Origin of the sequence: Treponema sp. J25, assembly GCF_004343725.1 — a bacterium.
Classification (GTDB): domain Bacteria; phylum Spirochaetota; class Spirochaetia; order Treponematales; family Breznakiellaceae; genus J25.
The window spans coordinates 44,479-58,493 of sequence record NZ_PTQW01000042.1; the positions used below are offsets into that span (position 1 = coordinate 44,479).

The 14,015-nt window shown below is 51.2% G+C and carries 17 protein-coding genes; all 17 read right to left on the minus strand.

Annotation, left to right across the window (positions count from 1 at the left end; translation table 11 throughout):
- Positions 1-12: 12 nt before the first annotated feature.
- Complete coding sequence (gene flhB / locus C5O22_RS11995) at positions 13-1,266, minus strand: flagellar biosynthesis protein FlhB (RefSeq protein ID WP_243692939.1); 1,254 nt, start codon at positions 1,264-1,266, stop codon at positions 13-15.
- Positions 1,263-2,051: a flagellar biosynthetic protein FliR gene (gene fliR, locus C5O22_RS12000; protein ID WP_132782134.1), complete on the minus strand. Its 789-nt coding sequence runs from the start codon at positions 2,049-2,051 to the stop codon at positions 1,263-1,265. Before fliR ends, flhB begins: the two co-directional genes overlap by 4 nt.
- A gap of 129 nt (positions 2,052-2,180) precedes the next feature.
- The gene (gene fliQ, locus C5O22_RS12005) at positions 2,181-2,450 is read right to left on the minus strand and encodes a flagellar biosynthesis protein FliQ (RefSeq protein WP_132782135.1); all 270 of its coding nucleotides are present in this window, start codon (positions 2,448-2,450) and stop codon (positions 2,181-2,183) included.
- Positions 2,451-2,521: 71 nt separating this feature from the next.
- Positions 2,522-3,355 (minus strand): flagellar type III secretion system pore protein FliP, encoded by an 834-nt coding sequence (fliP, locus tag C5O22_RS12010; protein WP_486389499.1) that lies wholly within the window; start codon positions 3,353-3,355, stop codon positions 2,522-2,524.
- The gene (locus tag C5O22_RS12015; protein ID WP_243692942.1) at positions 3,352-3,954 is read right to left on the minus strand and encodes a flagellar biosynthetic protein FliO; all 603 of its coding nucleotides are present in this window, start codon (positions 3,952-3,954) and stop codon (positions 3,352-3,354) included. Before C5O22_RS12015 ends, fliP begins: the two co-directional genes overlap by 4 nt.
- 29 nt (positions 3,955-3,983) lie before the next feature.
- Positions 3,984-5,207, minus strand: a complete 1,224-nt coding sequence (gene fliN / locus C5O22_RS12020) for a flagellar motor switch protein FliN (RefSeq protein WP_132782138.1) — start codon at positions 5,205-5,207, stop codon at positions 3,984-3,986.
- Positions 5,204-6,235, minus strand: coding sequence for a flagellar motor switch protein FliM (gene fliM, locus C5O22_RS12025; protein WP_132782140.1), 1,032 nt, complete (start codon positions 6,233-6,235; stop codon positions 5,204-5,206). The genes fliN and fliM overlap by 4 nt, the downstream gene beginning before the upstream one ends.
- Positions 6,236-6,251: 16 nt before the next feature.
- Positions 6,252-6,806: a flagellar basal body-associated FliL family protein gene (locus C5O22_RS12030; RefSeq protein WP_132782141.1), complete on the minus strand. Its 555-nt coding sequence runs from the start codon at positions 6,804-6,806 to the stop codon at positions 6,252-6,254.
- A 97-nt stretch (positions 6,807-6,903) separates the two neighbouring features.
- Positions 6,904-7,644 carry a flagellar motor protein MotB gene (gene motB / locus C5O22_RS12035; RefSeq protein ID WP_132782143.1) on the minus strand — a complete coding sequence of 247 codons (741 nt, stop codon included), beginning with the start codon at positions 7,642-7,644 and terminating at the stop codon, positions 6,904-6,906.
- Positions 7,645-7,647: 3 nt separating this feature from the next.
- Positions 7,648-8,430, minus strand: coding sequence for a motility protein A (locus C5O22_RS12040; protein WP_132782145.1), 783 nt, complete (start codon positions 8,428-8,430; stop codon positions 7,648-7,650).
- A gap of 8 nt (positions 8,431-8,438) precedes the next feature.
- Positions 8,439-8,636, minus strand: a complete 198-nt coding sequence (locus C5O22_RS12045) for a flagellar FlbD family protein (RefSeq protein ID WP_132782147.1) — start codon at positions 8,634-8,636, stop codon at positions 8,439-8,441.
- 104 nt (positions 8,637-8,740) lie between these two features.
- Complete coding sequence (gene flgE / locus C5O22_RS12050; RefSeq protein ID WP_132782149.1) at positions 8,741-10,141, minus strand: flagellar hook protein FlgE; 1,401 nt, start codon at positions 10,139-10,141, stop codon at positions 8,741-8,743.
- Positions 10,142-10,147: 6 nt separating this feature from the next.
- A complete protein-coding gene (flgD, locus tag C5O22_RS12055) occupies positions 10,148-10,585 on the minus strand; it encodes a flagellar hook assembly protein FlgD (RefSeq protein ID WP_132782150.1) in 438 nt (145 codons plus the stop codon).
- Positions 10,586-10,594: 9 nt separating this feature from the next.
- Positions 10,595-11,938: a flagellar hook-length control protein FliK gene (locus tag C5O22_RS12060; RefSeq protein ID WP_132782152.1), complete on the minus strand. Its 1,344-nt coding sequence runs from the start codon at positions 11,936-11,938 to the stop codon at positions 10,595-10,597.
- 126 nt (positions 11,939-12,064) lie between these two features.
- A complete protein-coding gene (locus C5O22_RS12065) occupies positions 12,065-12,691 on the minus strand; it encodes a periplasmic-type flagellar collar protein FlbB (RefSeq protein WP_132782153.1) in 627 nt (208 codons plus the stop codon).
- A 21-nt stretch (positions 12,692-12,712) separates the two neighbouring features.
- Entirely contained in the window at positions 12,713-13,066 is a 354-nt protein-coding gene (locus C5O22_RS12070; protein ID WP_132782155.1) for a rod-binding protein, read from the minus strand.
- 149 nt (positions 13,067-13,215) lie between these two features.
- Positions 13,216-14,010 (minus strand): flagellar basal-body rod protein FlgG, encoded by a 795-nt coding sequence (flgG, locus tag C5O22_RS12075; RefSeq protein WP_132782157.1) that lies wholly within the window; start codon positions 14,008-14,010, stop codon positions 13,216-13,218.
- Positions 14,011-14,015: the final 5 nt, after the last annotated feature.

Below are 14,015 nucleotides of genomic sequence, written 5' to 3' on the forward strand. Positions count from 1 at the left end.
CCTACCCACCCTTTATACGGCCTTTTTATTCCGACCCTTTTGTAGTTTGTACACATGGGCCAGGATTGTGGCAATAGCCTGATAGTACTTTTCTGGTATTATATCCCCAATCTCCGTTTCTGCATATAAGGCCCGGGCAAGAGGCTTGTTTTCTACGATCGGTACATCGTTTTCCTCCGCAATTTTCCGGATCCGGAGGGCCATTTCATCGGCCCCTTTGGCAGTCACCATGGGGGCAGTCATGGTAGTCTCGTTCCACTCCAGGGCTACCGCATAGTGGGTCGGGTTCGTAATAACCACATCCGCCTTTGGCACATTGGCCACCATGTTCCGCGAAAGAAGTTCCCGCATCCGTTGCCGGAGCCTGCTTTTGATGAGGGGATCCCCCTCGTACATCTTTCGTTCTTCCTTTACCTCTTCCCTTGTCATTTTTAAGGATTCCCGATACTGCCAGCGCTGAAAAAGATAATCTGGCACCGATAACACCAGTAACAAAAGGGCTGCCGTAATAAGGAGGCGAATCGCCAGTTCCGAGACCACCGTAAAACCGGTCCAGAGGTTTGCCCGCTCAAGGGAAACAAGCTGAGCAAACTTCGAACTAATCGTCAGATATGAAACGACCCCGATGATAGCAATTTTTACCAGCGATTTAGCAAAATTGAAGAGCCCTTCGATAGAAAAAAGGGTCCGCTGAAAATAGGTTCCCAATCGGGGGACAATTTTTGAAAATTTTGGGGTCAGGGGTTTCGTGGTGAACAAAAAGCCTACCTGGACAAGGTTCGCAAAAATCCCTGCCACCAGCGCCACCAGCATGATGGGAAGGGCGAGGCGCAGAAAATACGAGATGAAGATTTCATACACCTGTCCATCCTTTGTAGGATCCAGATCGGTAAGCCGGGTAAAGAAAAAACGAAGCAATTCAAGACAGGTAGTAAACATGGAAGGGCCCAAAAAAAGCAGTACCAGAGCGGGCATCAGCAATACCAGGGCTCCTACCAACTCATGACTTTTGGCGACCCGGCCCTCTTCTCGGGCCTTGCGGATCTTGTACTCTGAGGGTTCTTCGGTTCGGCCTTCGTCTTCCGCTGCAAACCATTGAAGATCAATAGCCAGGGCCCGCAGTAACCGGGGGTCCACCTCACGTTGCGGACCGTGTGGTTCAAACCCCTTGTTCCTCTGCATCTCTTTGAACTTTTTATCCTCCGATCCTCCACCGACAGAGGGGGCCGGAAACAGCATTCTGAAATCCACCGTATTTTGCCTCATATGCTGCGCCCTACCTTGGCCAGGAAACTTTCGAGTTCAAAAAAACCCCGGTTAATCACGTAGGCAAAGGACTCAATAAGAAAGGGCATGCTTACCAGGATAAGAATGTAGGCCACCGTGATTGAAAGGGGAAACCCTTCCGTAAGGATATTGATTTGAGGAGCCGCCCGAGACAGGAGTCCCATGGCCAGGGATACGAGGAAAAGGGTTCCCAAAATAGGCATGGATATGACCAAGGCATCGATGAAGAGATTCACCAGGCCCCCTAGGAGTAGCTTAAAAACCCCTTCCCGCCCCGTCACCAGGGCGCTTACCGAAAGGGTCTGAAACGATCGGAGGAGGCCCCCCTGAAAAAGCTGTTGAAACCCTTCGATGGAAACAAAGGTAAGCATACCGATGATGTTCAGGTACTGCCCAAGAAGGGGGTTTTCTATCTGGGCCAGGGGATCGTAGGTTTCGGATGCCCCAAAGCCCATCTGGAGAGAAAAGAATTGGCCCGCCGAAGCAAAGGCGGAATACACGATAGTAAGGAAAAATCCCAGGATAACCCCGATCAGGGCCTCTCCAATCACCATAAAAAGGAACGTTAGGTTTAAAGCATCCGATGGAAGGGCGAGTTGAGGGGCCTGGGGAAAAATCACAAAGGCAGAAAAACCTGCCAGGGCAACCTTAGCGACCTGGGGTATCGCATCGGAAGAAAGCAGCGGGGCTGTCTCGATAAGGGCTAAGGCCCGGGTTGCAATAAGAATAAACAGGGGAGCCTTGGCCAGTATTTCCTCTAGCATGATAGGAGTTTCCCTCCCCCAGAAACAGGAATATTTCTTTTTGTTGCCCCCCGTTTTTTCTTTCCCCGTGGAATACGACCTATCATGGTTGTGGTCCCTCTTTTCCATCCATGCTACTTTTTTCCTTTTCTATTTTACCATCAAAGGAATCATCTTAAAAAGCTGAACCGTATAATCTCCCAGGGAACTAAACATAAAGCCCCCCAGGAAGGCCAGCACAAACAGAATGGCCAGGATTTTCGGTACAAAGGTAAGGGTCTGCTCCTGAATACTGGTGGTGGCCTGAAGGATAGAGACAATAAGACCCACCAGCAGGGCCGTGAACAAAATAGGAGCTGAAAGCAGAAGAATCTGAAAAATTCCTCCCCGCATAAGGGTCACAATATCACCAATACTCATTGGTTTACCTCTTCTTCCTCTTTTTTCAATGGGGGCCATGGCCGAGGGCCCCCATTCTTGGTGACCTTTGCTTATCCAAAGGAACGAATAAGCTGTTCTGTAAGGAGACTCCACCCATCAACCAAAACAAAAAGAATAAGTTTAAAGGGCATGGAGATCATTACCGGTGGCAACATGATCATCCCCATCGACATGAGAGCGCTGGCCACCACCATATCGATGACAATGAAGGGAATGTACAAGAGGATACCTATCTTAAAAGCCACCGTAAGTTCATTCAGGATGAATGCAGGAATAAGCACATAGGTAGGAACATCTGCCAGGGTGTTAGGCTTGGGAAGCCCCCGCATGGCCATGAAAAGGCGGATGTTATTGGTGCCCGTCTTATTCCGCATCTGATTATACATAAAAAGCCGTAAGGGCTGTTCCGCTTCCCGGTAGGCCTCTTCTACGCCGATCTTTCCCTCCGAAAGGGGCTTAAACGACCGGGTATAGATCGTTTCAAAGGTGGGCCACATGATAAAGAGGGTCATGAAAAAGGAAATTCCCAATATCACCTGGTTTGGAGGAGCCTGCTGCAGCGAAAGGGCCCGCTTAATAAAATCCAGAACGATAGAGATGCGGAGGAAGCTCGTCATCAAAATAAGGATGCTCGGGGCAAGGGAAAGAACCGTAAGCAATAGGAGCAACTGGATCGAAAAGGCCACTTCCCGGCCACTGGCGGGATTACGAATGGTAAGATCGATAAAGGGAACCACCGGCGGGGCCGGCGGAGTGGGAACATTCACCGTCCCCTGGGTGGAACGGCCGGGGAAATTACTCTGATTTTGTTGCTGTGCAAAAAGGGGGCCGCTTACACAAAGAAACATGCCCACCAAAAGGAAGAACAGGCCTCTTCCTTTCATGATTGTAACCTCTTGAGTCGTTCCCGTTGTTTTCGGATTTCCTCTGCTTCCAGAGCTTCTTTGTGAACCTTCCCACCGGTTCCCTTTCCGTAGCCCCAGGAGGCTAAGATCTTTTTAAAATCGAGGGCCCGCTGGGACCGGCGGGCCTGTTGTTCCGATTCTTCAAGGAAAAGGGCGTCCAGGGTTTCTTGGTCATCTATTTCCGCAATAGGGTGCACTCCCCCATCACTGGCCCCTACGAGGTAGGCCTTTCTGCCCAGGGCTACCACATGCACAAAACGATTCGAACCCAGATGCACCGAGGCCACCAGACGAAGATTCGATGCTTCCTGCTGGGTAGGTCGAGAAAGGCGCCTAAAAAAGTAGACCACCCCATATACTGCGGCTGCTACCACCGCAAGGATAATGACGAGGCGAAAAACAGTCCAGAAGGAAAAAGGATTTTGTACCGTTGCAGCAGCCGGCGACGGCTCTTCGATGGTAAGGGTCCGTTCATCGACCCTCTGGTTTTGAGTATCCCCAATAGCAGGGCCCTCCGCCCCCGTCTGGCCATATCCCATCATTCCCAGAAGGATCGCCAAGGACCCCACGAGTAGCATCTTTTTCAATGTCCCCTCCCATTCCGGGCTTAACCCATATCACTCATCCGTTCCATGGGCGAAACAATCTCGGTAACCCGGACACCAAAATTTTCATCTATGACTACCACTTCTCCTTTGGCAATCAATTTGTGGTTTACCAGGATGTCCACGGGCTCACCGGCCAGTTTATCCAATTCAATAATGGTGCCTTCCCCCATTCCGAGGATTTCTTTAATAAGTTTTTTTGTCCTCCCGAGCTCCACGGTGAGTTCCATGTACACATCCATAATGAGACCGATATTCCCCTGTTCGGCAGGCCCCATCTGGGGAGTCAATGAAGGGAATTGAACGGGCTGAACGCTGGGGGTTTGCAGGGGAGCCCCATAGGCCCCCATCGCCGGCATAGGCTGCTGAGCCGGCATGGGGCCAAACATGGCCTGCCCTGGCATCATGCCGTACCCACCTTGCGCCATAGCACCACCGGTCATGGCAGGCCCCATAGCCATTCCTCCAGCGCCAACGGGGCTCGCCATGGATCCACCTATTCCGGGAGGAACCGCCCCTGCCACAGGGGCGCCCATACCCATCATTCCCATCGCAGCACCCGCCGTCGCCCGGGGGCTCGCCCCAAGGGAACTCGCGATAGCAGTGGCCACCGACATACCCAGCACTTCCCAGAGGGGAATTTCCACCCCATCGCTAAATTTCATGGTATAGCTAATCCGAACAAAATCTCCTGCCGGTAAGGCTACCACCGCTTTGGGCACATGGGTCGCGTCAGGAGATGTGGAAGTGATAGTCTTGTTTCCTGTTTTTTCGGTAAGGGCCGTAATCTGGGTACCCGTGATCTGGCTTACCACTTCCCCTATCACCGAAAGGGCCATATCGTCCAGTTCGATATTTTCCTCATGGTTCATGAGGCTGGCAATTTTTCGAGCCCCTTCTTCAGGGAACACAAACATATGTTCCCCCGATAAGCCGGCGGTAAAATCTACTTTTACCGCTACCGCCATATCGGTTACTTTTTGTAAAAAGGCTTCCCGGTTAGTGCCATCGACCCCCGTCAGCTGCAGTGAGACCGTCGTACCCGTCATCATCGAAAGGTTCGACGACTGGGTCGGCAAGGTACCGGTGATAAAATCCTGTAACGCCGATCGCACCCCTTCATCTAAAGAAGCAGATCCACCGCCAGAGGGGATTCCAAAACTGCTTGAATCAACACCCGCTAACAGGGCATCTATCTCATCCTGCGAAAGTGCGCCATCGCTCATACGCTTTCCTCCCCTTCTGATGCGAGCTCTTCAAATTCTTCCTGTTCAAGCTCCGCAAGTTTCTTTACTATCTGTACCGCCATTTTTTTTCCTACCACCCCTGGTCGGCACAGGAATTTCTTCTTGTTACCAATATTAAGCGTCATGGGATCGCCGACCCGGACATTGTACAAGCGGATTACGTCGCCCACTTTTAAGGAGAGCACATCCCGGACAGGAATCTGGATCCGCCCCACCTCCGCCACCACGGTAATATCCACCGTGGAAAGTTTATCTTTTAAGATATTCAGGTTTTCGGTAGTGGTACCCCGTCGAACCGAGGAATACCAGTACTGGGCCGAAAGTTTTCCAATAATGGGCTCAATAGTGAGGTAGGGGATACAAAAGTTCATCATTCCTTCTACCTCTCCCACCTTCGTCTCCAGGGTAACCAGCACCACCATTTCAGAGGGAGGCACGATCTGGGCAAACTGGGGATTCGTGTCGATCTGCCCGAGCCGGGGACGGAGGTCAATAACCTGGGACCAGGCTTCCCGCATGTTTCCCAGAATACGGACGATGATCCCTTCCATAACAGACTGTTCTATATCCGTGAGTTCATGCTGCACCTTGGTCCCTTCGCCGGTCCCCCCAAAAAGTCGATCAATAATCGAAAAGGTAACCGCCGGATCGATCTCTAAAATAGCATTCCCCTTCAGGGGGTCCATGTTGATGATAGCCAGCGTTGTAGGAGTAGGAATGGACCGGATAAATTCTTCGTAGGTAAGCTGATCTACCGAGGCCACATGCACATGAACCATGCTCCGCAAATAGGCTGAAAGGGAAGTGGTGGTAAGCCGGGCAAAGGTCTCGTGCATGATAGAAACGGTGCGGATCTGTTCTTTGGAAAATTTATCAGGCCGCTTAAAATCATAAATTTTGATTTTACGGGTATCCGCCGCGGGTTTAAATTCCTCCGGTTCTGCCTCTCCCGCATTGATGGCTGTGAGAAGCTGATCTATTTCTTCCTGGGAAAGGACTTCTGTCATAGTTATTCCTTTGCTCCTACATTTCCATCACATCCAGTTGCTGGAATAATACTTCCCGAATTCGGGATTTTTGTAAAATATTGTCATTTATGAAATTGCGAATTTCAATCTTCAGTTTCTCTTCGTTTTCTGGCCGAAGATCCTCCGCATACTTACTGCTGAAATAATTCCGGATAAAATCTTTCAATTGATAAAGCCGGTTTGTCAATTCGGTCTGGGCATTTTTATCGTTTAAATCATAACCCAACACCACCGTAACCACCACCGAATAGGGCGTGGGGTCCTTGGTTCTCGTTCGTACCTGACCAATGCTGGTGAACCAGGAATATTCGGGCTTTTTTGCTGCGTAGGGGCTCGCGGGCTCCACAATGGTTTGGGGTTTACCGGAACCGCTCATAACCCGGTACGTGATTACAGAAACAGTAACGATGAATATGAGGGCTCCCAATCCTATGGCCACAAATTTAAGAATCGTGGGAAGCAACCCTCCCAATCCGGAGGCTTTTCGGGGGGCCCCTTCTCCTCCCTGAGACTCACCTTCATCAAGATTCAATTCTTGATCATCCGCCATCGCTCATCCTCCGATACCACCGGTTCATCGCCTTATAATATCCTATTTTACCTGGAAATGCAAACCGGCATGTTCTTTTTAATCCTAAAGAGAGCGATTACAGGTGACCTTCGTCAAGAATCACGATATCTACCCGTCGATTATAGGCCCGTCCTTCCGGTGTATCATTACTCGCCAGGGGTACCGTATCAGCAAAGCCAGCTACCTGGAATCGCTTCTCCTCTATTCCAATATCGGTAAGAAACTTTAACACATTGATAGATCGAGCAGCGGAAAGTTCCCAGTTTGATGGCCAGGGACCGGCTGGATCCACCGGCATCGAGTCGGTATGACCTTCGATGCGGAACTTTCGACCTGCCAAATCCGGCGAATTAAGAAGCGATCCTAGGCGTAACAAAATATCCCGGGTTTCTTCTATATTGATTTCCGCACTGGCAGGACGGAAAAAAGCGTCTGAAGCAAGGGTGATCACGAGGCCCCGTTCATCGGAACTAATGCGTACCTTGTTCGATTTTATTTCCGGTGCAAAAAGGCTCGTGGCTTTTTTCTTTGCCGTAGAGAGGGACTTTCCTTTTTCCATAGAAGGAAGGGACATGATGGTATTTCCGAGGTCAGCACTTTTTCCTGCCGTGAGGGTAGCCCCGCCCTCGGCAGGACCCATCCCGAGGTTGTTAAGGGCAGAAATCATCTGCTGGAGTTGGACCTCATCCACTTCAGAAACATTAAAGAGGGCCACGAAGAAACACAGCAAAAGGGTAACCATGTCTGAATAGGTTACGAGCCATTCAGGAGCCCCCCCACCCCCGCCGCCTTCTTCCTGTTTTTTCTTTCGGGCCATACATTAATCCTTAAGGATCTCCGCTTCTACACTCTTACGAGTGACAGGATCAAGGTAGGACAGCAGTTTAAGGGCCAGAATCCGAGGATTATCTCCCGCTTGAATAGAAAGGACCCCTTCGATAATCATCTCTTTTACCTGGGTTTCCGCCGCATCATGACTTTTTAGTTTAGTCATGATAGGAATGAGCACCATGTTTGCCATGATGGCCCCATAAAAGGTGGTAACCAGGGCGACGGCCATGTTAGGACCAATCTGGCTTTTGTCTTCCAGATTTTTCATCATGGCGATAAGACCCGTTACGGTTCCGAGCATTCCCATACCGGGGGCCAGTTTTGACCATGCATCGATGATACCAATACGGTAGGCATGGCGAGCCTGCATGGCGTTCAATTCATTTTCCATAAGGGTCCGGATAATTTCCACATCACTTCCATCAACCACGAGGCGCAGCCCCTTCTTCATGAATTCATCATCCAGATCCTCTAATTCTTCTTCCAGGGCCAGGATCCCTTCCCTTCGGGCCTTTTCTGCAAAGGACATGAGTTTAGTAATAATTGCCTGTTCCCCAAATTTGGGGACCCTCATGGTAAGCCCAATGATTTTGAATACCCCGAGGACATCGGACATGGAGTAACTGGTAAACAACGCAAAATAGGACCCAACAATAGTCATAAACACCGAGGGAATATCCACATAGGTCATGATGGTACCCCCGGACGTAAAAATAGCCATGACCAGCATTGCAAAGGCCCCAACAAGCCCAATAATCGTCGCTAAGTCCATATGCGGTCCTACTCCTCGTTTTTAAAGCCCCCGATACGCTGTCGATACGCCACGATGCGCTCGATGATTTCCTCTGGCCGTTCCCGGATCACCACATGCTTACCCGATAACATAATAAGGGTTGTATCGGGGGTGGTTTCCATCGATTCAATCTGATGAGGATTAATGTAATACTCCGTACCATCAAGGCGTGTTACGCGTATCATATTCGCTCCTATTCTACAACGGAGTATCGGGTATGTCCATCATCCTGTTAAAGTTAAAGGCCGCTTTTCTGCGGCCCCTTTACCCATGGACATCCTTTACGTTTTTACCGTTTCAGCGTCAGGAGTTCCTGCAACATCTGATCCGAGGTCTGGATCGTTTTGGAGTTTGCCTGGAATCCCCGCTGGGTAACAATCATATCGGTGAATTGTTCTGCCAGGTCCACGTTGGACATTTCCAGGGCCCCCGCGATGATTTTACCCTTACCGGCGATACCACTGGGACTGATATTGGGAAGCCCTGAGTTATTCGATACCACGTAGGTGTTTTCACCGGTCTTTTCGAGCCCCATGGGATTCGTAAAACTTGCCATCGCCACCTGACCGATAAGCCGATTCGTACCATTGGAATATACGCCGGTGATCACCCCACTCTGATCGATCTTAAAGTTCTCCAGATATCCCATGGGGTAGCCATCCTGCATAAATGCCTTGGTAGAGCTCTTTTCGGCAAACTGGGTAACCGTGTTTACCACACTCCCAATACGCCCCAGGTTGATATTGAACTCCTGCCGGAGGGGCTGTCCGTCGGGCCCCGGTGTAGAACCGAGCACATCAAAGGCTACCCGGACATTCACATCCCCCTCCGCCGCAGAGGCGTTTCCGTTGGCGTCCACCGCCCCCGCCAGGGTCCCCAGGTTAGAAAAATTCACCGTAAAGGTATTGGCAGCGCCGGGGGTGGTAGGCCCGGTACCAATGGCCACCGCGGTTCTGGTAGGAGTAGGGCTTTCCGGGTCGATAACCACCGTGGCCTGCCAGCTATTGTTCTGTCCCGGGACCCGCGTAAAATCTACCCGCAGAATATGCTCCTGTCCAAAGTTGTCATAGATCTTAAATTCCGTCCCCCAGGTCCCTTCCAGGATCGCCGCAGGACCGGCATTCTCTGGAATTTCGGGGGTCCGCTTGTCCAGGTTACAGGCAAAATTCACCGAAGTGGTGGCCTTGGCGGGATCCTTCGATCCCACCGGAATAATAAGGTCTTCAATGTCCCGGGACACATCGATCCGCTGGGTACCTTCCACATCCCGGGCCATCCAGCCCTGGACCCGAAGCCCATTGGCAGGGTTCACGAGGCGCCCGTCCCGATCCAACGAAAAGGCCCCCGCCCGGGTATAAAAGGATTTTTCCCCATTTTTCAGGATGAAAAAGCCCTGCCCCTGAATCGCCAGGTCTGTTTGCACCCCCGTTGTTTGAAGGGATCCCTGGGTATGGATCGTATCGATCGAAGCGATAAGCATCCCAAGACCTACTTCTTTGGGGTTAACCCCTCCTACTTCTTCGGTAGGACGGGCAGCACCGGAAAGCTGCTGGTACAAAAGGTCCTGAAAATTCACCCGGCCCTTTTTAAACCCCGTGGTGTTCACGTTTGCAATGTTGTTTCCTAACACATCCATCCGGACCTGATGATTCTGTAGACCCGCAACTCCTGAATACAATGATCGCATCATAGGGCATTACTCCTCATATACCTTGCTGACCGCTTCCCAGCTATAATAGTTTCCATTGACGAACACCTGGGGAACCGCTCCCCGACTTATGGCTTTTACCACCCCGGAAACAACCCTATCCCCTTCCACGATGTCCACCTTTTTACCCAACGCCGCGGTGGCCTCGCTTCCCATAAGTAGGTTCGTAAGCCGATTAAAATCCTGGGCCATGTTGGTAATCTGTTCCAACGAAGAGAACTGGGCCATTTGGGCAATAAATTCCTTATCTTCCATGGGGGCAGTAGGATCCTGATGGGTTAGTTGGGTGATAAGAATCTTAATAAAATCGTCCTTCCCCAAACTTTGGGATAGTTTTTTCCCCTCATTCAGGGTTTTATTGAAGGCATCCACCTGCATCTTTACCAGGGCCTGTTCCTGGCTTGAAAGGGTCGTGTTCAGTTCCATCGATGCCTCCTATGCTAAAAGATTTATGCCTCCCTCGAGGCTTACCACACCGAGGGAAATGGTCCCGGCATCCTGCTGGGATGCATACTGGCCAGCCACAAGCCGTTCCGAATAGAAGGGGCCCTCCCCCGCCAAGGGGTTCCCGCCGGGACTTCCGTTCCCGCCTCCATTCGAAAGACCCAATTCTAGATGGGCCTGGGCAAAGCCCCCTTCCCTAAAGGCCTGTTCCAATTGGGCCATTTCCTGTTCAAAGGCCCGGAGCGCTTCAGGGGTGTCTACCAGGATTCTCCCGGTAATATGATTTTCGGTCATTTCCAGACGAATCTTGACGGTTCCGAGGCTTTCCGGCTTCAAGGCAAGTCGGATCAGGGCTTCTCCCCCATCTTTCATGATAAAGGAGGCCTGATGTACCATTTCTGAGACCAGCTGTTGTTGGACCTCCTGACTCAGGACAGATTGAAAAGAGGGAACATGACTATTTTTGCCGACTTCCTTCCCTCCATCCAATCGATCCGCAATTCCCATCTGAGTAGCCATTCCAATGGGACGATCGCCGGTGCTGTTGGTAGAATTCTGTTTCTTTTCTCCTATTCCACGTTCAGAGGGCTGTTCCGTCGTCGTATCAGAGGCAAGAGAAGCTTTTCCCCGCCGCATATCAAGAATTTCGATGGTTTTCGATTTCTTTTCGCGAGAAGACTGTGGTACGCGTTCTGACGAAAACCTTTCTGACGAGGGGTTTTCTTCTATGGAGCCTGGATTTCCATTCGTTCTGGTCGGGATCTTCATTCCCAGAGCAAAGGGATTCTTTTCTTCAGCCCCATAGGCAAAGGAGTTTTTAAGGGCCCGCCCGGAAGCAAGGGATAACTCCCCCGGTCCGGCGACATTCTTTTTACTTTGCAGTCCCGGTGCCCCCCTTCCCCCCTCCCCCGTTTCCTCGATGCCGAGGAATTTCCGGGAAGCCGCGGGCATAAATACCAGGGCACTTTCACCGCCCAGGCTTCGCGGCTCCCTTTCCTGGGCCTGTTTTTTTTCTTTCCGGGAAAGGTTCTGACTTGTCGCTACATCTTCAGCGGCGGAGAACTTGTTTCTTTCTTTTTTGGAAACCAGAGTTCCCTGAGCGAGGGGTTTCTCTCCTTTTTCGGTCCCTTCAGCGGGCGTCCTACCATCTACCCTTGATTCACCCTGGGGAATGCCAGCAAGACCCGACTTTTTCCCCTGCAATAGCGTAGCCAACAGTCCTTCAAAGGGCGAAGCAAAGCCCTTTTTTTTGCTTTTTGAAACGGGAATGTCCCCAAAGGAGACTGGCTGTTCTCCCCCTTTCAGTTCCTGTGTTTGGGTTACTTCACTTACCACGGATAAACCTCCTTCCGTGTTCCGCCTCCCTTTGCTTGCGGGCTTTTTTACTTTCTACGCATGGCATCTTCCCCGGCCCACGAAGGGTCTTCTGCGACTCGCCTTTTAGCTCAGAGCCCCCGAGGGTTACGGTACCGAACGGGGCTTCCCTGCCATTTTTCGCTGCAGTTCCGCCGCCCGTTCGGGGGGCATAAGGGAAAGCCAGTACGCCACCAGGGATTGCTTTCCTTCTCGTTGGGCAATCTCCTCGGTCATCCGGAATACGTCGATGATATCCTGGTCATCCATCGCGATAAGGATTTTCACCGCCTTATCGGGGGGCATCCCTACCAGATACCGGGAATTCTGTTCGACGTTTACCCTTCTATTTTCGAACTGTTGTACCGTAAGGTTAAAAGTTTTTTCCCGTTCATCTAACGCTTTCTGGCGATCCTCTAATTCAGCGGCCATCTGTTCAATCTCGGCCTGTCGTTTATTCAGGGCCTCTTCTTTCTTATCTAATTCGATACTTCGGAGTTCCAGTTCTTCTAATCGTAGGGCAAGCCGTTCTGCATCGAGAGACAGGGCCTCCCCCGTTGCACCGGGGCTTCGGGTGGGAAGACGCAAGACCCGATACAGGGGTTGCAAAAAGGCCTTCGCATCGATTACACCGAGATAATCGAACCAGACTATTCCCCCGAGTGCCAGAATCACAATGAGAACCAGGAGAACCACAATCCGTCCGAGAATTTTCTGTCTGCCATACTGGGCCACGCTCTGCCGCTCCTTTCTGAGTTATATCGTTTTATTTATAACCTTCCCCCGTTGCCCCGTCAATTCAAGGTAGGCCTGTTCAGCAAGTCCAAAACCTCCACTCTGTGCAAGCTCTTCGGCGTATTCATCGTAGAGCATGTCCTCGTACATCTTGCCGGCAAAACCGGTGTCAAAAAGCTCACTTTTCATTACCGTTTTTCGTAGGCCGTTGAGAACGGTCTTCAGCACAAAGGCCTCCAGTTCCTGGCATTCCTGGTAGAGTTTACTCGTTTTATCAATATGGACCCCAGGAGATTGGGAGCGCTTCTCCTCTGAGGAGGGAGACGTGGATGAACCCTGTGATTCAGCCTTTGAAAGGGCGGCTTTTTTAGCCATTTCCTCGGTTTCCTTCTGGGCCCGCAGAAGAAGCTCAGAAAAGGGGGAACCCCCAGAGCTTTCCGCTTTTTTCTCGACCAGGGGTTCACCGCTACCTATGAAAGGTTGTTCGTATAACAGTGATGTAAGGGAAACTGACTGCATAAGGGTTACCGTTTAAGTCCTGTGGCAATGCCCAGCATGTTATCACTGGTTTGAATGGTCTTTGAATTGAATTCGTAGGCCCGCTGGGCCACAATCAGGTTTACCATCTCCCGAACCACCGATACATTGGACATTTCAAGGAATTTGTGCACGATTTTTCCCATCCCATCAAAACCAGGGCGTCCCGCGATGGCTGGTCCTGAGGCGTTGGTCACCTTAAACAGGTTCTCCCCAATCGCCGTAAGTCCCACGGGATTCGGGAACCGATAGAGTTCCATTTGCCCTACCTGGATAGGATCGTCCTGGCCGGGGATTTTCACCGTTACCCGACCGTCCTGGGAAACGCTTAAGGTTTCGATGAGGAACCCTTCGGGGAGCACGATATCAGGCAGGACGTGATACCCATTCGATGTAACTAATCTTCCATCGGAATCTACCTTGAAGGATCCATCCCGGGTGTAGGCCAGGGTCCCATCATATAGTTGAACCCTGAAAAAACCTTCCCCCTGGATAGCCATATCGGTGACATTTTCGGTATTTTGCAGGGCCCCCTGGGTAAACTGCCGCTGGGTAGCCGCAAGTTTTACCCCGTGACCCATCTGGACTCCCACGGGAACCACCGTATCCTCCGTGGCAGGGGTCCCGGCGGTTCGCACCGTTTGATACAGCAGGTCCTCAAAATCAGCCCGCATCTTTTTAAAGCCCGAGGTATTCACGTTGGCCAGGTTATTGGAAATCGTATCCAGGTTGGCCTGCTGGCCAATCATGCCAGAAGCACCGGTCCACAAGCTTCGTACCATCTGTT